Source organism: Microbacterium awajiense (assembly GCF_039536545.1).
Classification (GTDB): Bacteria; Actinomycetota; Actinomycetes; order Actinomycetales; family Microbacteriaceae; genus Microbacterium; species Microbacterium awajiense.
In genome coordinates, this window is sequence record NZ_BAAAYU010000005.1 from 517,562 (window position 1) to 538,084 (window position 20,523).

Annotated in this window: 21 protein-coding genes; 14 read left to right on the plus strand and 7 right to left on the minus strand. The window is 70.2% G+C overall.

All coding sequences use genetic code 11. The annotated features are described in order from the left end of the window. The first annotated feature begins 35 nt into the window (after positions 1-35). The gene (locus ABD663_RS09105) at positions 36-986 is read left to right on the plus strand and encodes an L-lactate dehydrogenase (RefSeq protein WP_344737693.1); all 951 of its coding nucleotides are present in this window, start codon (positions 36-38) and stop codon (positions 984-986) included. 25 nt (positions 987-1,011) lie between these two features. Here ABD663_RS09105 and ABD663_RS09110 read toward each other — a convergent pair whose 3' ends face one another. Continuing rightward, positions 1,012-2,439 carry a DEAD/DEAH box helicase gene (locus ABD663_RS09110; RefSeq protein WP_344737695.1) on the minus strand — a complete coding sequence of 476 codons (1,428 nt, stop codon included), beginning with the start codon at positions 2,437-2,439 and terminating at the stop codon, positions 1,012-1,014. A 246-nt stretch (positions 2,440-2,685) separates the two neighbouring features. Here ABD663_RS09110 and radA point away from each other — a divergent pair, with 246 nt between their 5' ends. Then, positions 2,686-4,053 carry a DNA repair protein RadA gene (radA, locus tag ABD663_RS09115; protein ID WP_344737697.1) on the plus strand — a complete coding sequence of 456 codons (1,368 nt, stop codon included), beginning with the start codon at positions 2,686-2,688 and terminating at the stop codon, positions 4,051-4,053. A 16-nt stretch (positions 4,054-4,069) separates the two neighbouring features. Here the strand turns inward: radA and ABD663_RS09120 are convergent, their stop codons facing one another. The 5 genes from ABD663_RS09120 to mftR all read right to left on the minus strand — a co-directional run bounded on the left by ABD663_RS09120 (position 4,070) and on the right by mftR (position 8,179). After that, positions 4,070-4,483, minus strand: a complete 414-nt coding sequence (locus ABD663_RS09120) for a dehydrogenase (protein ID WP_344737699.1) — start codon at positions 4,481-4,483, stop codon at positions 4,070-4,072. 281 nt (positions 4,484-4,764) lie between these two features. After that, a complete protein-coding gene (locus ABD663_RS09125) occupies positions 4,765-5,463 on the minus strand; it encodes a hypothetical protein (protein ID WP_344737701.1) in 699 nt (232 codons plus the stop codon). Between the two features lie 70 nt (positions 5,464-5,533). Further along, the gene (locus ABD663_RS09130; protein WP_344737703.1) at positions 5,534-6,037 is read right to left on the minus strand and encodes an amino-acid N-acetyltransferase; all 504 of its coding nucleotides are present in this window, start codon (positions 6,035-6,037) and stop codon (positions 5,534-5,536) included. A 25-nt stretch (positions 6,038-6,062) separates the two neighbouring features. Continuing rightward, on the minus strand, positions 6,063-7,556 hold the full coding sequence (mftG, locus tag ABD663_RS09135; protein ID WP_344737705.1) for a mycofactocin dehydrogenase MftG: 1,494 nt from the start codon (positions 7,554-7,556) through the stop codon (positions 6,063-6,065). Next, entirely contained in the window at positions 7,553-8,179 is a 627-nt protein-coding gene (gene mftR, locus ABD663_RS09140; protein ID WP_344737707.1) for a mycofactocin system transcriptional regulator, read from the minus strand. The genes mftG and mftR overlap by 4 nt, the downstream gene beginning before the upstream one ends. A gap of 149 nt (positions 8,180-8,328) precedes the next feature. Here mftR and mftA point away from each other — a divergent pair, with 149 nt between their 5' ends. The 12 genes from mftA (at position 8,329) to mftF (ending at position 18,947) form a co-directional block, all read left to right on the plus strand. Then, entirely contained in the window at positions 8,329-8,439 is a 111-nt protein-coding gene (gene mftA / locus ABD663_RS09145; RefSeq protein ID WP_344737709.1) for a mycofactocin precursor MftA, read from the plus strand. A 9-nt stretch (positions 8,440-8,448) separates the two neighbouring features. Beyond that, positions 8,449-8,709 carry a mycofactocin biosynthesis chaperone MftB gene (gene mftB / locus ABD663_RS09150; RefSeq protein ID WP_344740197.1) on the plus strand — a complete coding sequence of 87 codons (261 nt, stop codon included), beginning with the start codon at positions 8,449-8,451 and terminating at the stop codon, positions 8,707-8,709. Next, positions 8,706-9,998: a mycofactocin radical SAM maturase gene (gene mftC / locus ABD663_RS09155; protein ID WP_344737711.1), complete on the plus strand. Its 1,293-nt coding sequence runs from the start codon at positions 8,706-8,708 to the stop codon at positions 9,996-9,998. The genes mftB and mftC overlap by 4 nt, the downstream gene beginning before the upstream one ends. A gap of 81 nt (positions 9,999-10,079) precedes the next feature. Beyond that, positions 10,080-10,889, plus strand: a complete 810-nt coding sequence (locus ABD663_RS09160; protein WP_344737713.1) for a mycofactocin-coupled SDR family oxidoreductase — start codon at positions 10,080-10,082, stop codon at positions 10,887-10,889. Between the two features lie 18 nt (positions 10,890-10,907). After that, on the plus strand, positions 10,908-11,768 hold the full coding sequence (locus tag ABD663_RS09165) for a mycofactocin-coupled SDR family oxidoreductase (RefSeq protein WP_344737715.1): 861 nt from the start codon (positions 10,908-10,910) through the stop codon (positions 11,766-11,768). Between the two features lie 20 nt (positions 11,769-11,788). Next, entirely contained in the window at positions 11,789-12,622 is an 834-nt protein-coding gene (locus ABD663_RS09170) for a mycofactocin-coupled SDR family oxidoreductase (RefSeq protein ID WP_344737717.1), read from the plus strand. 12 nt (positions 12,623-12,634) lie between these two features. Further along, positions 12,635-13,468 carry a mycofactocin-coupled SDR family oxidoreductase gene (locus ABD663_RS09175; protein ID WP_344737719.1) on the plus strand — a complete coding sequence of 278 codons (834 nt, stop codon included), beginning with the start codon at positions 12,635-12,637 and terminating at the stop codon, positions 13,466-13,468. 19 nt (positions 13,469-13,487) lie between these two features. After that, a complete protein-coding gene (locus tag ABD663_RS09180) occupies positions 13,488-14,417 on the plus strand; it encodes an AAA family ATPase (RefSeq protein ID WP_344737721.1) in 930 nt (309 codons plus the stop codon). Between the two features lie 333 nt (positions 14,418-14,750). Next, positions 14,751-15,407, plus strand: coding sequence for a vWA domain-containing protein (locus ABD663_RS09185; RefSeq protein WP_425561773.1), 657 nt, complete (start codon positions 14,751-14,753; stop codon positions 15,405-15,407). Between the two features lie 54 nt (positions 15,408-15,461). Beyond that, a complete protein-coding gene (gene mftD / locus ABD663_RS09190; RefSeq protein WP_344737725.1) occupies positions 15,462-16,778 on the plus strand; it encodes a pre-mycofactocin synthase MftD in 1,317 nt (438 codons plus the stop codon). A gap of 16 nt (positions 16,779-16,794) precedes the next feature. Continuing rightward, complete coding sequence (gene mftE, locus ABD663_RS09195) at positions 16,795-17,523, plus strand: mycofactocin biosynthesis peptidyl-dipeptidase MftE (RefSeq protein ID WP_344737727.1); 729 nt, start codon at positions 16,795-16,797, stop codon at positions 17,521-17,523. Continuing rightward, on the plus strand, positions 17,520-18,947 hold the full coding sequence (mftF, locus tag ABD663_RS09200) for a mycofactocin biosynthesis glycosyltransferase MftF (protein WP_344737729.1): 1,428 nt from the start codon (positions 17,520-17,522) through the stop codon (positions 18,945-18,947). The genes mftE and mftF overlap by 4 nt, the downstream gene beginning before the upstream one ends. Here the strand turns inward: mftF and ABD663_RS09205 are convergent. Further along, on the minus strand, positions 18,919-20,469 hold the full coding sequence (locus tag ABD663_RS09205) for a hypothetical protein (RefSeq protein WP_344737731.1): 1,551 nt from the start codon (positions 20,467-20,469) through the stop codon (positions 18,919-18,921). The genes mftF and ABD663_RS09205 overlap by 29 nt on opposite strands. Positions 20,470-20,523: the final 54 nt, after the last annotated feature.

Here is a 20,523-nt window from a genome sequence, read left to right on the forward strand (position 1 = left end):
TGTCCTGGCGGCATCCGCTTTGCCAGACTTGACGCATGAGCGTGATCGAGAACTCCAAGGTGACCATCGTCGGCGCGGGCAGCGTCGGCGCGAGCGCGGCGTACGCTGCGCTCATCCGAGGCTCGGCGCGCCACGTCGCGCTGTACGACATCGCCACCGCGAAGGTCGAGGCCGAGGTGCTCGACCTGTCGCACGGCACGCAGTTCATCGGTGCGAGCGAGATCACCGGCGGCAGCGACATCTCGGTCGTCGAGGGATCGCACGTCGTCGTGATCACCGCGGGCGCCAAGCAGAAGCCCGGGCAGACCCGCATCGAGCTCGCGGGCGTGAACGCCGGCATCCTGCGCACGATGATGCCGCAGCTGCTCGAGGTCGCCCCGAACGCGATCTACGTGATCGTCACCAACCCGTGCGACGTGCTGACGGTTCTCGCGCAGGAGGCGACCGGTCTTCCGCCCGAGCGCCTGTTCGCCTCGGGCACCGTGCTCGACACGTCCCGGCTGCGGTGGCAGCTCGCCCGACGCGCCGGCGTGTCGACATCGAGCGTGCACGCCTACATCGTCGGCGAGCACGGTGACACCGAGTTCCCGCTGTGGTCGCGCGCGACGATCGGCACGGTGCCCATCCTCGACTGGGTGACTCCGCGCGGCGACCGCATGACCGTCGAAGAGCTCGATGCGATCGCCGTCGACGTGCGGGATGCCGCCTACAAGGTGATCGAGGGCAAGGGAGCCACGAACTACGCGATCGGACTGTCGAGCGCGCGCATCATCGAGGCGATCCTCGGCGATCAGCACGCCGTGCTGCCGGTGAGCCCGGTGCTCCACGACTTCCACGGCGTCGACGGCGTGGCCCTGTCGGTGCCGTGCATCGTCGACGCCTCAGGGGCGGTGCCGATCCGCGAGACCCGGTTCGACGATCGCGAACTCGATCTGTTCCAGAACTCGGCGGCCGCGTTGGCCGAGATCGCCGCGTCGCTGCGCTGAGCAGCCGGCTTGGACCGCGCCGAACTCAGCGACCGCCGCGGCGGCGGCCCCCACCGTTCTGACGCACGACCGACCCCACGGTGAGCTTGCCCCCGCCGGTGTTTCCGCCCGAACGCGAAGCCGAGCCGCCTCCGCCCGAGGCCGAGCCGCCGGTACGGCCCCCACGGGACGCGGCGCCACCGTTGCCGCCGCCGCGCGCCGCGCGCTTGCGCTGGGCGTTCGCGCCCTGACTGCGGCCGCCGCCCTGCGGGGGCGCCTGGCGAGGCGCGGGCTTCACGTACTCGGCGACCTCGCCGACGAGCGCGGCGACCTCGGCCGAGTCGGCGGTCACGTCGATGGGCGCCGCGGTGATCGAGGCCTTGCGCAGCAGCTGGTTCACGTCGCGCCGCTGCTCGGGCAGGACGAGCGTCACGACCGAGCCCTCGGCACCGGCACGCGCGGTGCGGCCCGAGCGGTGCAGGTACGCCTTGTGCTCGGCCGGCGGGTCGACGTGCACCACGAGGGCGACGTCGTCGACGTGCACGCCGCGGGCGGCGACATCGGTCGCCACGAGCACGCGCGCGGCGCCCGACGAGAATGCGGCGAGGTTGCGGTCGCGCTGCGGCTGCGACAGGTTGCCGTGCAGGTCGACCGACGGAATGCCGCTGTCGGTGAGCTGGCGGGCGAGCTTCTTCGCCTGGTGCTTGGTGCGCATGAAGAGGATCCGGCGACCCGTGCCCGACGCGAGGGCCGTGACCACGCGCTTCTTGGCGTCGGTGTCGACGAGCGTGAACACGTGGTGGGTCATCGCGGCGACCGGCGAGGTGGCCTCGTCGACCGAGTGCACGACCTCGTTCTGCAGGAACCGGCGCACGAGCTTGTCCACACCGTTGTCGAGGGTCGCGCTGAACAGCATCCGCTGTCCGCCCGAGGGCGTTGCGGCGAGGATGCGCGTGACGCCGGGCAGGAAGCCGAGGTCGGCCATGTGGTCGGCCTCGTCGATGACCGTCGCCTCGATGGTGTCGAGGTGCACGTACCCCTGCTTCATGAGGTCTTCCAGACGGCCGGGGCACGCGACGATGATGTCGACGCCGGCGTGCAGCGCCTGCACCTGCCGGTTCTGGTTCACGCCGCCGAAGATCGTGGTGGTGCGCAGCCCGTAGGCCGCGGCGAGCGGCTCGAGCACGGCGTTGATCTGGGTCGCGAGCTCGCGGGTGGGCGCGAGCACCAAGCCGCGCGGACGGCCGCGACGGGCGGATGCTCCGCCGTCGGCGCCGAGCCGGGCGGCGAGCGGGATCGAGAAGGCGAGGGTCTTGCCCGAACCGGTCTTGCCGCGACCGAGCACGTCGCGACCGGCGAGCGTGTCGGGCAGGGTGTCGACCTGGATGGGGAAGGCGGTGGTCTTGCCGTCGGCGGCGAGCGCGTCGACGAGCGGACGGGGCACGCCGAGCGCGCCGAAGGTGATGTCAGTCATGGGGTTTCTCCGGGCGCGCGAGCGCCCTGGGTCGGTGGCCCGCATCGAGACCCGAGCGGGTTCGCCGTGCGAAAGATGTCAGCCGGGCCCGTCTGAGAGACGGCGGCGAGGGAAGCGTTCTACGACGCGAGAAGCGCTGTGAGCGCTGCAAGTACGTCCAGGCTACCAGCGGCGGCTGGGCACGGGCTCCACGGTGGTGGGTGAGGCGACAGCCCGAGTGTCGGCCGTGCGGCCTAGCCTGGACGCATGCCGCCCCGCCGACCGACGCAGACCGCGCCGTACCGCTGCACCGAGTGCGGGTGGACGACGATCAAGTGGGTCGGCCGCTGCGGCGAGTGCCAGCAATGGGGCACCGTCGTCGAGGCCGCCGAGCAGACGGGCATCGTGCGCTCGGTCTCGCCCGTCGCGCCGGGCGCGTCGCGCCGCGCACGGCCGATCACCGACATCGACACCGCCGACAGCCCGCGCAGCACGACGGGGGTCGGAGAGTTCGATCGTGTCCTCGGCGGCGGGCTGGTGCCGGGGGCCGCGATCCTCTTGTCGGGCGAGCCGGGCGTCGGCAAATCCACGCTCCTGCTCGAGGTGGCCGCCCGGGCCGCACGCGAAGGACGCCGCGTGCTGTACGCCAGCGCCGAGGAGTCCACCGCGCAGGTGCGTCTGCGAGCCGAGCGCACCGGCGCCCTCCATGACGAGCTCTACCTGGCGAGCGAGACCGACCTCGCCACGATCCTCGGCCATGTCGACGAGGTCGCACCCGACCTGCTCATCGTCGACTCGGTGCAGACGGTGTCTTCGGCGATGTCCGAGGGGATGGCGGGGCATCCCTCGCAGGTGCGCGAGGTGGCATCCACCCTCATCCGCATCGCGAAGGAACGCGCACTGCCGACGATCGTCGTCGGCCATGTGACCAAAGACGGGTCGATCGCGGGTCCGCGCATCCTCGAGCACCTCGTCGATGTCGTGTGCCACTTCGAGGGCGACCGGCAGACGTCGCTTCGGTTCGTCCGGGCCCTCAAGAACCGGTTCGGCCCGACCGACGAGGTCGGCTGCTTCGACATGACCGGCGCTGGAATCGCCGAGGTGCCCGATCCGTCGGCACTGTTCCTCGGCCACGGATCCCCGCAGCCCGGCACGTGCGTGGCGATCGCCCTCGAGGGGCGGCGTGCACTGCCGGTCGAGGTGCAGGCGCTCACGATCAAGACCTCCGCGCCCAACCCGCGCCGGGTCGTGAACGGTGTCGACTCCGCCCGCGTCGCGATGGTGCTGGCCGTGCTCGAGCGGCGCGGGGGCATCACCGTGTCCGATCAGGACGTCTATGTCTCGACCGTGGGCGGCGTACGACTCACCGAGCCGGCCGCCGATCTCGCGATCGCGGTCGCGGTCGCGAACGCTCTGAGAGACGTCGCCCTGCCGCGCGGGGTCGCGGCGATCGGCGAGCTCACGCTCACCGGCGAGATCCGGCCCGTGACGCAGTCGGCGCAGCGGAGCACCGAGGCGTCCCGTCTCGGCTATTCCACGGTGGTGGGCACCTCCTCGCGCACGCTGCGTCGCGCACTCGCCGAGCTGGCCGGTCATGCCGCCGCGCGCCCCGGCGACGACGCCCCCGAGTTCTGAGGCGCCGACTCCGCCCTCAGGCGTCGAGCGCGGCGATGATGTCGGGTGGGCTGGCCTTCATCGGGTGCGGCCCGGCGACGTCGAAGAACACCGCTGAGATCTCGTCGCCCTGCACAGCGAGGAACGTGCGAAGCGCGCCCGGCGACAGCAGCGCGAGATCGACCGGCAGAGTCTCGGGCCGATGAGCGGCGTCGCTGAAGAGCAGTAGCACGTTCTGCCCGGATCCCGGGTCTCGGTACGTCCAGATCGCGCCGTCGGGGTCACCCGTCTCACCGTCGGCAGGCCGCACGATCGGCACGACGGTCGGTCCGTGGCGCAGCGCGAACGCGACGGCGGCGACGTCCTGGGTCTGCAGGGCGTCGACCAGCAGCACGTTGCGCAGCTCCGGCGGCTCGGCCGCAGGCTCGGACGAAGCGGGAACGGGTGCCATCGCTCCAGGGTAGACGCCGCCGACGGCGACCCCCACGAAGAAGAAGGGCCCTCTCGGCGTCTCCAGGGAATCGGAGACGCTCGAGAGGGCCAAAAGCTCACCGGAGACCCGCATTCACTCGCTGGGGTCGAGTCGCTGCTGGGGTCAGCGCGCAAGTCTCGGACTGGGAGCTGATACCAGGCTACGTCACGCACAAGGGGGTCGGCTGTCCCCTCTTCGGGGGACACTTCCTATGAATCGCATACGAGGAAAGCACCCCTCGACAGGGCGGTCGGGTCGCGTCAGTAGAGGAAGATCTGCTTCGTCTGGGTCGACGCGACTCCGCCGATCTCGACGCCGACGTGGTACGACGCCCCGCCGCCCGGAGCGCGCGGCCGGTCCTCGTCGGCGCACGTCGAGACCGACGAGCGCGTGCGGTCCCACTCGAGGGGAGACGCACTCTCGACGGTCTGCCCCGCCGCGAGCAGCACGATCATGTCGCTCGGCTCGCTCTGGCAGTCGGTCGAACGCCACCACACATCGGATCCGCTCGTGATCGTGAACGCCTGCCCGCTGGTTCCCACGTTCAGCGTGCAGTCCTCACCGTTGTTCGTCAGCCGGATCGACAGCTGGGGATTCTGCCCCGTCGCATACGAGTCCTGATCCGTCACGGCCTCGACGATGAGGTCGCGCGCGACGCACGGCGCCGCGGTCGGGGTCGCGGATGCCTCCGGCGAAGGCGCCGACGAGGCGGTGGCGGACGACGCAGCCGGCGTCGCCGACGCACCCGCGTCCTCCGACGGCACCGGAAGGTCGGTCGCGGTCGCCGACGTGGGCGACGCCGCGCTCTGCGGGGTGCCCTCGGTGGCCGCCCCCCGCCACGGCTGGGCGATGAGCAGCCAGATCACGGCGATGATCGCGACGAGCGCCAGCAGCACCACGAGCCGGCGCCGACGATAGACGGCGGGCGAGTGGCGCCTGTTCCGCGTCGGTTCGCTCATGCCACCAGCGTAGGCGGGGCCGTCCGGGATGCAGCGAGGCGCGCCACCGGGAGCGATGACCCCGCGGCGGCTACAGCTGCTTGAGCATGCGGGTGTTTCCGAGCGTGTTCGGCTTCACATGCGCCAAGTCGAGGAACTCCGCGATCCCCTCGTCGGGACTGCGGACCAGTTGCGAGTACACGTCGGGGTCGACGACCTGTTCGCCGATCTCTGCGAAGCCCCGGCGGGTGAAGAACTCCACCTCGAACGTGAGGCAGAACAGGCGGGTGAGTCCCAATGCGCGCGCGTTGCGCTCGAGGGCTTCGACGATCGCGCGGCCGACGCCTCGGTGCAGCCATTCGTCGACGACGATGAGCGTGCGCACCTCTCCGAGGTCCTCCCATATGACATGCAGGGCGCCGCAGCCGATCAGCCGCCCGTCGTCGTCTTCGGCGACGACGAACTGCTGTACCGCCTCGTAGAGAACCACGAGGTCCTTGCCGAGCAGGATGCGGCGCTGAACGAGCGGCTCCAGGATCTGCTGGATGCCGCGCACGTCGCGCGCGGTCGCCGGCCGGATGCGGAAGTCTGCCACCGTCCCAGCCTATTCTCGGTCGCGCTCAGTCCCCGGCCCGCATCGCGCGCGCGACCACCTCACCGACGAGCACGGCGGATGCCGCGGGCCCGCGTGAGGGCACGCTGGGCAGGATCGAGGTGTCGGCGACGCGCAGCCCCTCGACGCCGAGTACGCGCCCGGCACCGTCGACGACGTCGCCGATCGGGGCCGTCGCGCACATGTGGATCGCGGTGCCCAGGTGCGCGTGCATCCAGTCGTCGAGGGCGCCGTCGCTCTGCAGCTGTGCATCGCCGAGATCGCTGAGCCCCGCGCACACCTCGCCGAGCGCTCCCGTCTGCAACAGCGCGGCGGTCTCACGGATGCCGCTGCGCAGCCGATCACGATCGGATGCCTCCTCGAGATAGCGGTAGGCGACGCGCGGCGAGGTGGTCGGATCCGCCGACCGCAGGCTCAGCTCGCCGCGCCCACGCGGCGCCTGCAGTCCGACGATCACCTGGCGATCGGCGTCGGGGGCGGCGGAACCGGTCAGCAGCTGATCGAGAGGCCGCGCAGCGAGCAGCAGTTCGAGGTCGCCATCGGCGCCTCCCCTGCCGGCGGCATCCAGGTGAAGGGCGACGGGGAAGGGGAACGGATCCGCCGAGTCGGGGATCACACCGCGCGGTCGCCAGGCGACCGCGATGTCGGGGTGGTCGGCGAACGCGGTGCCGACCGGCAGATCGGCCCGCACCGCGATACCCAGCGTGGACAACGGTCGCTGCGGGCCGACGCCCGACGAGAGCAGGATGCGCGCCGAGCCGATCGCGCCCGCGCACAGCACCACCTCGTCGGCGTCGACGCCACCGACGTCGGTCTCGACCCCCACCGCGCGTGCGCCACGCCAGCGAATCCGTGCGACCGTCGTCGACCCGAGGATGCGCAGGTTGGTCCGGCCGCGCACCGGCTCGATGTACGCGAGACCGGTGTTGACGCGCACCCCGCCGCGCACGTTCGACGGGACCGGGCCCACCCCGGCCGGCTGCTCGCCGTTCTTGTCGGGTTCGAGCGGGTGGCCGCGCGCGGTCGCGGCCTCGGTGAACGCCGCCGCGAGCAGACCGCCGTCGTGGCGTCGCACCGGCACCGGCCCCGCCGCTCCGTGCAGCGCGGTCGCGCCGAAGTCAGCGTCGGCCTCGATCGCGCGCCAGATCGGCAGGCACGCGTCGTACGACCAGCGCGGCCCTCCGGCATCCGCCCAGATGTCATGATCGCCGCGCCGCGCGCGGACGAAATAGCCGCCGTTGATCGTCGTCGACCCGCCGAGGATGCGACCGCGCGCGACGGCGTACGGCCGACCGCGGGCCAGCAGGGCTTCGTAGGTCCACGTCGCGGGATGCCCGGGCATCGCGCCGCGGATGCCGGACGCGTCGAGCAGTTCGGGCGGGTACACGCCGTCGGCGCGCCCGGCCTCGATGAGCGTCACCTCGCGATCGGGGTCGTCGCTGAGCCGCGCGGTCAGCGCCGACCCGGCCGCCCCGCCCCCGACGACGATCGTGCGCGTCATCCGCGCGTCGAACCCCACGTCGTGCTGAGCCGGTGGAACGCGTCATCGATGAGGTGCAGCAGGTCTGCATCGTCGTTCGCGAGCCATTGCTCGTACGCGGCGAGCGAGAGACCGAGGCACGCCCACGCGATCGCGCGAGGTTCCAGATCGTCGGCGTGGTCACCGAGCCGGTCGGCGGCGAACTCGGCGATCACCTGCCGCCACTCGGTGTAGCGCAGGGTGGAATGCGCCATGAGGCTCGGCACGCTCAGCAGCAGCCGCATCCGCTCGCGGTGTACCGGGATCTCATCGGTCGGAAAGCGGTTGAACTCGACGACCGCCAGCCGAAGGGCATCCCGCAGCGGAAGGTCGTCGGGCAGCGAGGCGAGGTGCCGCCGCATCTGGTCGAGCAGATGGTCGAAGTCGCCCCACGGCAGATCGTTCTTCGAGCGGTAGTAGCGGAAGAACGTTCGACGGCCGATGCCGGCGGCGCGCACGATGTCGTCGACGGTGGTCTCTTCGAAGCCGCGCTCGTGGAAGAGCTGAAGGGCGATGTGACTCAGCTCGCCGTGCGTGGTGGCGGGCGCGCGGCCGATCCGGGGGCGGTCGGCCCCCGGCGTCTGCGTCGTCGCATCCACCGTCATCGCCTGTCCTCCTCACACAGCGTGGCACCGATTCCGTGGTTCGTGGTGCGGATTCGCCGACACCCTTCCATTCGGCACTGAGTGTCATTAGTATCGGCCGCAACGAGGGATTCGCCAAGGTGGTCGGGTCCCGGACGGAGGATCAGCTGATGGACCCCGAGGTCATCGAGAGCACCGAGAGCACCGTTGCCGAGGCGGTGGTGGTGGAGGACGAGTTGGTCGAGGAGGTCTCGATCGACGGCATGTGCGGCGTGTACTGAACCGTGGATGTGGACGTCGCGTGGCGGTTGAGTCCCCGGGTGTCGGTGCGTCCTGAGCCCTTCGGAGCGCTGCTGTACCACTTCGGCACACGGAAGCTCTCGTTCTTGAAGGACCGGATGCTGGTTTCCGTGGTCGAGCACCTCGATGAGGCGCCGTCGGCGGTGGCCGCGTGCGACCTCGCCGGTGTGCCGATCGATCAGCGAGCCAAGTACTTGCGGGCGCTGGACACGCTGGCCTCGTCGATGATGATCGAGGAGCGTGCCGCATGACCCTGATCGCCGACGCACCCCCCACCCCCGGACCCGGGCGACTCGTCGACCACTTCGAACGCGGACTCGACGCCCCGATCTGCCTGACATGGGAGCTCACCTACGCCTGCAACCTGTCGTGCGTGCACTGCCTGTCTTCGTCGGGACGACGCGACCCGCGGGAGCTGTCGACCGAGGAGTGCAAGGGCATCATCGACGAGCTCGAGCGGATGCAGGTGTTCTACGTGAACATCGGGGGTGGCGAACCGACGGTCCGCTCGGATTTCTGGGAGCTGCTCGACTACGCCACCGCCCACCACGTCGGGGTGAAGTTCTCGACGAACGGGGTCAAGATCACCCCCGAGATCGCCACCAAACTGGCCGCGAACGACTACGTGGATGTGCAGATCTCGCTCGACGGGGCGACCGCCGACGTCAACGACGCGATCCGCGGCGGCCGTTCGTACGACATGGCCATCCGCGCGATGCAGAACCTGCACGACGCCGGGATGAAGAACTTCAAGCTGTCGGTGGTGTGCACACGCACCAACATCGGCCAGCTCGACGAGTTCAAAGCCCTCGCCGACACGTACGGCGCCCAATTGCGGCTGACCCGGCTGCGACCGTCCGGGCGCGGCGCGGACGTGTGGGACGACCTGCACCCGACCGCCGACCAGCAGCGCGAACTCTACGACTGGCTCGTCGCGCACGGCGACCAGGTGCTCACCGGAGACTCGTTCTTCCACCTCTCGGCCTACGGGCAGGCCCTTCCCGGCCTGAATCTCTGCGGCGCCGGTCGCGTCGTGTGCCTCATCGACCCTGTGGGCGACATCTACGCGTGCCCCTTCGCGATCCACGACGAGTTCCTCGCCGGCAACATCCGCGACAACGGCTTCGCGCATGTCTGGCGGCAGTCCGGGCTGTTCCAGCGGCTCCGCTCACCGCAGTCCGGGGGCGCATGCTCGTCCTGCCAGTTCTTCGACACCTGCAAGGGCGGGTGCATGGCCGCGAAGTTCTTCACCGGCCTGCCCCTCGACGGCCCCGACCCCGAGTGCGTTCGCGGATTCGGCGAGGAGGCGCTCAAGGACAAGGACAAGCTCACCCCGCAGACCCCCTCCGGCGACCACTCCCACCGCACCTCACCGCCGCGCCCCCGACCCGTGCGGGTCACCATCGGTCGCCGCGACGACATCACCCGACCCCCGGTCAGTGCCTGTGCCGAGAGCCCTCTCGCCGGGTTCAGTCCCCCAGACGTGAACAAGACCGCCCCCGAGGGCGGAACTGCACGGGGAGGCATCCGCTCCCACTAACGCCCGAGACCACTGACAATCCGACGACCGCGCCGCGGTCGCGGTGGTTTCGCGCGCTTTCGAACCCGAAAGGAGATCGCCATGGCAGGCAGAGTCGAAGGAAAGGTCGCGCTCATCACCGGAGCCGCGCGAGGGCAGGGTCGCAGCCACGCGCTGCGACTGGCCGAGGAGGGCGCCGACATCATCGCGGTCGACCTGTGCGCGCCCGTCCCGGGCCTGCAGTACTCGTCGGCCACCGAGGAGGACCTCGCCGAGACCGTCCGTCAAGTCGAGGCGCTCGACCGCCGCATCGTCGCCCGCAAGGCGGACGTGCGCGACCGCGACGCGTTCAAAGCCGTGATCGATGAAGGCGTGGGCGAGCTGGGCAAGCTCGACATCGTCGTCGGCAACGCCGGCATCTGCATCATCGCCGGCTGGGATGAGGTCACACCCGAGATCTGGAACGAGACCATCTCGACCAACCTCACCGGCGTGTTCAACACGGTGCAGCTGACGGCGCCGCATCTCATCGCCGCCGGCGGCGGTTCGATCATCCTCACCAGTTCGGCCGCGGGCCTGAAGGGCCTGCCCTTCCTGACGCCGTACGTCGCCTCGAAGTGGGGCGTCAACGGCCTCGGCAAGGCCTTCGCCGCCGAGCTCGCCCAGCACAACATCCGCGTCAACACGCTGCATCCGACGGGGGTCGAGACGGCGATGGGCGAGATGGGCGAAGCGTTCCCTCCGCTGCTCGAGAAGAACCCCACCCTCGGCGGGATGATGGCGAACATGCTGCCGATCCAGGCCACGCAGCCGCGAGACCAGTCGAACGCGGTGCTGTTCCTCGCCAGCGACGAAGCCCGCTACGTCACCGCGCTGTCGATGACCGTCGACGCCGGCAACACGCAGTACTGAAACGGAAGGAAGACAGACATGGGGATGCTCGAGGGCAAGGTTGCCCTCATCACCGGAGGTTCGCGCGGTCAGGGCCGCGCACACGCGATCACGTGCGCCCGAGAGGGAGCCGACGTGATCATCATCGACACACTCGATCAGATCTCGACAGTGTCGTACCCGATGGCCGAGCAGGCCGACATCGACGAGACCGTCCGACAGGTTGAAGAGCTCGACCGACGTATCGTCGCGGTCGTCGGCGACGTGCGCAGCCAGACAGATCTCGACAGAGCAGTCGCCGAGGGCATCGCCTCGTTCGGCCGCATCGACATCCTGATCGCGAACGCGGGCATCTTCTCGCTGGCGCCCGCGCACGAGCTGACTGATGAGATGTGGGACGACATGATCGGAGTGAACCTCACCGGCGTCTGGAAGTCGGCGAAGGCGGTGCTGCCCCAGATGATGGAGCAGGGCGGCGGGTCCATCGTGATGACGTCATCGATCAACGGGCTCGAGCCCGGAGCGAACTACGTGCACTACTGCGCCGCGAAGTTCGGCGTCGTCGGGATCATGAAGACGCTCGCGCTCGAATACGCCCCGCATGGCATCCGCGTCAATTCCGTGCACCCGGGTGCGATCCTCACGCCGATGACGAGCTGGCAGGGGGCGTGGGACATGATGTCGGGCAAGCCCGCCGGCGAGGGCACCGAGGACGACATGCTCGCCGCCGGATATCACTTCCACGCCCTGAAGGGGAACGGGTTCCTGTCGCCGCAGCGCATCGCCGACGCGGCGCTGTGGCTCAACTCGGATCTCGCCTCATCGGTCACCGGCATCTCGGTGCCGGTTGATGCCGGTCACCTGCTGCTGCCCGGCGTGAACGCCACCCCCGTCAAATAACCACTCGAAAGGAGCACAACATGGGAAGGGTCGAAGGCAAGGTCGCCTTCATCACCGGAGCCGCGCGCGGGCAGGGACGCTCGCACGCCATCCGCCTCGCACAGGAGGGCGCCGACATCATCGCGATCGACGCGCTCGAACCCCAGCCGAACACGCCGGTCGTCGGCGCGACGGAGGAGGACCTGGCCGAGACGGTCGCGCAGGTCGAGGCACTCGACCGGCGCATCATCGCCAAGAAGGCCGACGTACGCAGCCAGGAGCAGTTGGACGCCGTGGTCGCAGAGGGCATCGCCCAGTTCGGTCGTCTCGACATCGTCTCCGCCAACGCCGGCATCGCCATGCTGCCCGCGGCGTCACAGGACACCAGCGACGAGGACTTCGTCGACATGCAGAACGTCAACCTGGTCGGCGTCTGGCGCACGGCGAAAGCGGCCATCCCCCACATGATCGAAGCCGGCAACGGCGGGTCGATCGTGCTGACCAGTTCGGCGGCCGGGCTTCAGGCATACTCACACGCGTCGTCGTACGTCGCCGCCAAGCACGGCGTCGTCGGACTCATGCGCACCCTCGCGCTCGAGCTGGCACCTCACATGATCCGGGTCAACAGCATCCACCCCACGCAGGTGGACACGCCGATGATCATGAACGACACGATCATGCGGCTGTTCCGGCCCGACAAGGAGAACCCCACGCTCGAGGACTTCGCAGAGGCATCGATGGCGATGAACGCCCTGCCGATCCCGTGGGTCGAACCGGTCGACATCTCGAATGCGCTGCTGTTCCTGGCATCCGACGAGGCCCGCTACATCACCGGCGTCCCGCTCCCCGTCGACGCCGGCGCCGTCATCAAGTAGGGAGAGACGACGATGGGAAAGCTCGACGGCAAAGTCGCCTTCATCACCGGTGCTGCCCGTGGCCAAGGGCGCGCCCACGCGCTGCGGTTGGCTCAGGAAGGCGCCGACATCATCGCAGTCGACCTCGCACGGCAGATCGACACGGTGCCGTACGCGATGGCCACCCCCGACGATCTGGCGGAGACGGTGCGGCAGGTCGAGGCGCTCGATCGTCGCATCGTCGCCCGACAGGCGGATGTGCGCGACTATGACGGCCTCAAGGAAGCGGTGGATGCCGGCGTGGCCGAATTGGGTCGCATCGACATCGTCTCGGCCAATGCGGGAATCTTCTCGAGCGCGGTCGCAGAAGAACTCACCGATGAAGCGTGGAACGACATGATCGCCGTCAACCTGACCGGGGTCTGGCACACCGCGAAGGCGGCGATCCCGCACCTGCGGGCGGCCGGGGGCGGGTCGATCGTCATCACGAGCTCGACGGCGGGCCTCAAGGGTCACGCCAACTTCGTGCACTACGTCGCTTCCAAGCACGGCGTCGTCGGCATCATGCGGTCCCTGGCGAACGAGCTGGCGGCCGACAACATCCGCGTCAACACGGTGCATCCGACCGGCGTCGACACCGACATGATCCAGAACGAGACGCTGTACAACCTCTTCATGCCTGATCTACCCGAGCAGGAGCGGACCCGCGAGAACTTCGGGGCCCGGATGGGGGCGATGAATGCGCTCCCGGTTCCGTGGATCGAGGCGGTCGACATTTCGAACGCCGTGCTGTGGCTCGCGTCCGACGAGGCGCGGTACGTCACGGGAGTCTGCCTCCCGGTCGACGCCGGTCAGACGCAGAAGTAGGAGGGTCGAAAGGATGACGATGACACGCACCGCCGTTGACGGATCGAGCGACCTCGCCGCGAGCCGTGATCGGATCGCGTCTCTGGTCGTGGGTCGCGAGCGCGAGCTGGAACTCACACTCGCCGCCGTCGCGGCGGGGCGTGACATCGTGCTGGAAGGCCCGCCGGGAACGTCCAAGACGACGCTCCTGCGGGCGATCACCGAGGAGTGGGGCATCCCGCTCATGTTCGTCGAAGGCAACGCCGACCTGACCCCGGCGAAGCTCGTCGGGCACCACAACCCCGCGCGTGTGCTGCGCGAGGACTACTCCCCCGAGAACTTCGTGCCCGGACCGCTGCTCGAAGCCATGCAGCGCGGCGGCTTCCTCTACATCGAGGAGTTCAACCGCGCCCCCGAAGACACCCTCAACACGCTGCTCACCGCGATGGCCGACCGGTCGATCACCGTGCCCCGGGTGGGCCGGATCGAGGCGCTGCCGACGTTCCGCGTCATCGCATCGATGAACCCGTACGACAACGTCGGCACGACGCGGCTGTCGACGAGTGTGCACGACCGCCTCAATCGCCTGTCGGTCGACTACCAGTCGGCCGTCGAGGAGGAGCGCATCGTCGCTCTGCGCACCGACGCCTCGGGTCCCCTCGCCGAACGGGCAGTGACCGATGCCGTCGCCGTCACGCGCGCCACACGCGAACACCCCGACATCCGTCAGGGCTCGAGCGTGCGCGGTGCGATCGACGCCACCCTCGTCGCACTGCGCCTCGCCACGTTGCGCGACGTCGGCGCTCCCGACGACGAGGCGTATCCCGAGCTGTTCCACGATGCGATGATCGTCGCCCTCTCGGGCCGGATCCACCTCGACGAAGCCGCCGAGACGACCCCTGAGGCCGTCCTCCGTGAGATCTGGGAAGACCGCTTCATCCTCGAGCCGCACAAGGCGGCACCCGGATGAAGAGAGGTCGCGGCGGACTCGCCGCTGAGCTCGGGGAAGCGGCGGTCGTCGTCGCGCACGCGAGGCACCCCGCTGGCACGCACCCCGAAGAAGCTCGACGAGAAGCCGACGGTCTTCGACGCGACGGGTGCCGGCGGCGGCCCGGTGCTGACGTCCCGAGGCGGACGGTCCGGTCGAGGGCCGTCGAAGCCGGGTTCGACGGCACCGGGAGAGACGGACGAGCAGGGATCGCTGGTCGCGGCACCGGACGAGGCTTCGACCGTCGATCCGACGGTGCATGCGGTGGCTCGGCAGATCGCATCACGCCTGTCGGTCCGCCGTGCGCGACGGGACGTGACGACTCGCCGCGGGATCGGCGAGCTGGTGAGCACGCCCTATCGCGGAACGTCCGACGAGATCGATCTCGACCGCACGATCGAGGTGCTGGCCGAGCATCCGGTGCCCGACGACGAGGACATCGTCGTTCGCGAACGCATGCGCACGACCCGCTCGGTGGTGCTGCTGGTCGACGTGTCGGGATCGATGCGCGGCGAGCGGATCAAGACCGCGGCGGCGACGGTCGGTGCCGTCTCGTCCGAACTGAGCCACGACGCCCTCGGGGTGGTGGCCTTCTGGTCGGATGCCGCGCTTCTGCTCAAGCTCGGCGATGCGGTGCGGCCCATGGAGCTGCTCGACAGCATCCTGCGCATCCCGGCACGAGGGCTGACCAACGTGGCCTTCCCCCTCGAGGTCGCCCAGCGTCAGTTGGAGCGGGTGCCCGCACGCGACGCCCGGGTGGTGCTGCTGTCGGACTGCGTGCACAACGCCGGCCCCGATCCGCGCCCCCTCGCGGCACGGCTGCCCCGCCTCGATGTGATGCTCGACGCGACCGGCGAGAAGGATGTGGCGCTCGGACGCGAGCTCGCCGCTCGCGGACGCGGCGTGTGTCGCGTCATCCATGGCTACCGCGATGTCGCGCCGGCCGTGAGTGAGATCTTCACGGGCCGCTGAGCCCGCTGATACGAGGAACGCATCGACGCCGGTGCAGGAAGGAAACAAGACGCGATGAGTTGGTGGCCGTGGCGGCAGAACCCGTGGTTCGAATCGGTGCTGGAGGCGCAGCGACGCGCGAAGAAGAGACTCCCGCCGTCGGTGTACGCCGCGCTGGTCGCCGGCTCGGAGCGCGGGGCGACCCCGCGTGACAACACCGACGCGTTCGCCGAACTCGAGTTCGCACCGCACGTCGCCGGCCACCAGTCGCCGCGCGACCTGTCGACGACCGTCCTCGGCATCCCGATCTCGCTGCCGGTGCTGATCTCGCCTACCGGTGTGCAGGCGATCGATCCCGACGGTGAAGTCGCGGTCGCCCGCGCCGCGAACGCACGGGGCACGATCATGGGGCTGAGTTCGTTCGCGAGCAAGCCGGTCGAGCAGGTCGTCGAAGCGAATCCGAACACCTTCTACCAGTTGTATTGGACCGGCTCGAAGGACGACATGATCCGCCGGATGGATCGCGCGCGCCAGGCCGGCGCGAAGGCGCTCATCGCCACCCTCGACTGGTCGTTCTCGGTCGGCCGCGACTGGGGCAGCCCGTCGATCCCCGAGAAGCTCGACCTGCCCGCCATGATCCAGTTCGCCCCCGAGGCGATCCAGCGGCCCGGGTGGACGCTGCGGTGGCTGCGCAGCGGCCTGCCCGACCTGACCGCGCCGAATCTGCAGCCGCCCGACGGCCCCGCGCCCACCTTCTTCGGCGCCTACTACGAGTGGATGCAGACGCCTCCGCCGTCGTGGGAGGACGTCGAGTGGCTGCGCCAAGAGTGGGGCGGGCCGTTCCTGCTCAAGGGCATCACCCGCGTCGACGACGCCAAGCGCGCCGTCGACATCGGCGCCGACGCCATCAGCGTGTCGAACCACGGCGGCAACAACCTCGACACCACACCCGCGTCCATCCGGTGCCTCGGGCCGATCGCCGACGCGGTCGGCGATCAGGTGGAGGTGCTGCTCGACGGCGGCGTCCGACGCGGCGGCGACGTCGCCAAGGCGCTTGCGTTCGGCGCTCGCGCCGTCATGATCGGCCGTGCCTACCTGTGGGGCCTCGGCGCCAACGGTCAGGCCGGGGTCGAGAACGTGCTCGACCTCATGCGCATGGGGCTGGACTCGGCCGTACTCGGCCTCGGCCACGCATCCATCTCGGAGCTCAGCCGCGCCGACCTGTGGGTGCCCGCCGACTTCGAGCGTGTGCTCGGCGGCGGGGATGCCCCGGCGGGCCCGGCCTCCGCCAAGCCGCGTGCGCGACGCACGAAGCCGTCGACGGCGAAGGCCGCGGCGGCGAAGCCGGCCGATGCCACCAAGGACGGCGAGGTGCCCGCGGGCGCGGAGTGATGGCAGGATGCCGACCATGCATCCGCCCCGGCCCACCCTCGGTGACCTCCGCTGGCCCGAGGTCGAGCACGACACCGTGCTCGTGCCGATCGGGTCGCTCGAGCAGCACGGCCCGCACCTGCCGCTGGCCACCGACGCGGTGATCGCCGCTGCCGTGGCCGAGGCGCTGGTCGACCGTGCGCGCACGGCCGACCGGTCGATCGTTGCCGCGCCGCCGCTGCCCTACGGCGCGAGCGGCGAGCACGAGGGCTTTGCCGGCACGGTCTCGATCGGCACCGACGCGCTGTCTTCGGTGCTGATCGAGATCGGCCGCTCGGCGACGCGATGGGCCCACGCACTCGTCTTCGTCAACGCCCACGGGGGCAACCTCGATGCGCTGCGCCGCGCGGTGCCCATGCTGCGCAGTGAAGGACGGGATGCCTCGTGGCTGATGTGCGCCCCCGGCGTCGACGCGCCAGCACCCGATGCGCACGCCGGCCGCTACGAGACATCCCTGATGTTGCACCTGCGCCCCGCAGAGGTGCGCATGGAGCGGGCAGAGCCCGGCGATACCAGGCCGATCGCCGAGATCCTCCCCCTGCTGAGGGATGGCGGCGTCGCGGCGATGTCGCCCAACGGGGTGCTCGGCGACCCCGCGGGCGCCTCGGCGGATGAGGGTCGGATGCTGTTCGCCTCCGTCGTCGAGCGCACGGGGGCCGATCTCGCATCCGACATCGTCGAGCTCGACGGGCGACGACACGCATGAGTGCGCAGCTCCCCGACGGCTTCACCGTACGCCTCAGCCGGCGCACCGAGGTCCGTGAGGGCGGCGCGGTGCTGGTCGGGGGCTGGCCGACGCGCGTGCTGCGCCTCAACCCCGGTGTCGTTGCGCACGTGCGGGACCGCGAGGTCACGGTGGCGGATGCGGCATCCCGTGCCCTCGTCGAACGACTGATGGCGGCCGGCGTCGCCGAGCCCGTCGCGGCGAGCCTGCCTGAGGGGTCTCTGGCCGAGGTGACCGTCGTCGTGCCGGTGCACGAGCGGGCAGCGATGCTCGACCGGCTGCTCGGCAGCCTTCCGGCGGGGCTCGGCGGCGTCGTGGTCGTCGACGACGCCTCGGCCGACCCGTCAGCTCTGCGCGAGGTCGCGGCCCGCCACGGTGCCGACCTGGTGCGCCTCGACGTCAATGTCGGTTCCGGCGCCGCACGCAATGCCGGCCTCGCCCGCGTCATCACCCGGTACGTCGCCTTCGTCGACTCCGACGTCGTGATCGAGGCCGGCTGTCTCGAGACCCTGCTGCGCCACTTCGCAGACCCGGAAGTGGCGATGGTCGCCCCGCGCGTGATCGGCCTCGAGCGCGCGCGACCGAACTGGATCACCCGCTATGAGAACGCCCGGTCGTCGTTGGATCTCGGTGGTGAACCCGCCACCGTGCGCCCCCGCAGTCCCGTCGCATGGGTGTCGAGCACCTGTCTGGTCGCGCGCGTCGACGCGCTCGGCGACGGCTTCGACGCCCGGATGCGGGTGGGAGAGGACGTCGACCTCGTGTGGCGGCTCGCCGACGCGGGCCGTCGGGTGCGGTACGAGCCGGCAGCGACCGTTCTCCACGAACACCGCACGCGGGTGCGCCCGTGGCTCGGCCGCAAGTTCTTCTACGGCACGGGGGCCGCGCCGCTCGGCGAGCGGCATCCGTCCGACATCGCACCGGCAGTGCTCGCGCCGTGGGGTGCTCTCGCGCTCGCCGCGCTGTTCGCTCAGCGACGGTGGAGCGTGCCCGTCATCGCCGCGACCGGTGCTGTGGTGGCTGTGCGGATCGCGCGGCGGCTCACGCATGTGCGCGAACCGTGGCCCCTCGCGACGCGCCTGACCGGACAGGGCCTGGTGGCCGCCCTCGCGCAGGGCGTCGCGCTGCTCGTACGGCACTGGTGGCCCGCCGCCGTCGCGGGTGCGCTGGTGTCGCGCCGCGCCCGGCGCGCACTGGCGGTCGCCGCCGTCGTCGACGTGGCCTGGGAGTATGTGCGACTGCGCCCCGCTCTGGACCCGCTGCGTTTCGGGCTCGCCCGGCGCCTCGACGACCTCGCCTACGGCGCCGGTGTGTGGTGGAGCGCGCTGCGCGCCCGCTCACCACGGGCGCTGCTGCCCGCCATCGTGCGGGGTGGGCTCAACGGTCGGGCGAGCAGGTCATCGTGACCAGCTGAAGACCACCGATGATGACCATCTCGGCGTCCTCGTCGCTGACGCAGCCCAGTTCCGCCGCAACCTGCTCGGCATCCTCGGGCAGCGTCACGGCGACGCCTACGATGAAGACGGTCCGATCGTCAGCCGACGCGGAGGCACCTGCCCGAGATCGGACCGCTTCCACCTCCTCGACGGTACGCACGGTGGCGGTGCTCAGGCCGGACACGAGTGCACCGCGCACGTCGTCTGCCATGGCGTCGTCCCCCAACGCCGCCGCCACGGCGTAGGCGATCCCGTAGTGCGGGTTGTGTTCGAAGACGTAGACCACATCGCCCGGTAGCGCCGACTGCTCGATCGCGGTCGTGATGGCCGGAATGTCGTCGTAGTCCTGTGGCGGATCCGCGAAGTGCATGATGGCACCCACGCCGCTCACCGCCACCAGGAGAAGAACGCACGCTGCGGAGATCCTGGCGAGAGCTGTATCGAGTTCACGCGCGACCCATACAGTCGCCCCGAGGAGAAGAGCCGAGCCGATGGACGCCCAGACCAGGTAGCGCTCGTGGAACAGCGGCGAGAAGACCAGCGACCAGACCAGCACGACACCCGGAGCGATGAACGCCAGCGCCATTCCGAGCGCAACCGGGCGCCACGTGTCTGCGGACGCCGGCGGACGCCGGCGCCGCAACGCGACGATCAGCAGGGCCGCCATGGTGAGGAGCACGACGAGGCCCAGGGCGTCGAATGTCACAGCCCGGTGCAGGGACACGCCCTCGGCCTTGGCCAGAGAGGCCGTCGCGGAACGCAGATCCGGGCGTCCGAGCCATGAGATCTGATCCCGCTGCGTCCATCCGATCGCTCCGACCGCGAGCGCCAGAAGAATCGGCGCCGCGGTCCATGCACCCCACCGCACGACATAGGAACGCGGACGGCCGAGCGCGAGCAGCCCCGTCGCGGCGATCGGCAGAACGGCGAGGAGATGCATCGCCACCGCGAGCATCGAGGCGAGCGTGAAGACCGGCCACCAGACCGCACGACGCGACGCGAGGTCCGCCGTCAGGACTGCGACGGTGAGGGCTGCGAGCATCAGCGCATACGGACGCGCCGTCACCCCTGCGGTGATGACCCCGACATTCGTGGCGAAGAACAGTCCGGCGAGGGTTCCAGGCAGAGCTCCCCACCACCGGAATGCCAGGAGGGCGACGAGCGCGGTGGCCACGACCACGGCGACCATCGACACGATCCGCATGCCGTACTCGAAGCCGAGGATCGGGGAGAGGATGTGGATCAGCAGGTAATACGGCACCTGGACGGCGTCGCCCGTGACGACGGCGCGCAGCAGCTCTCCGGGGCTCAGTGACGCGTGCATCGCCGTCGCGTACTCGTCACGCCACAGCGGGACGGCGGCGCTACGGGCGAGCAGCAGAAGAGACGCGACCACGCTCGGAAGGGCGACGACGCCGAGCCGTGTCTGCCAGGACCCACGATCGAGCGTGGACGGCCGGGACTCGGCATCCTGTCGAACCCTGGGCTCCATCGTCGATCAGTGTAGTGACCGCAACGAAGCGAAGCGCCCCGAACCGCGTACGGT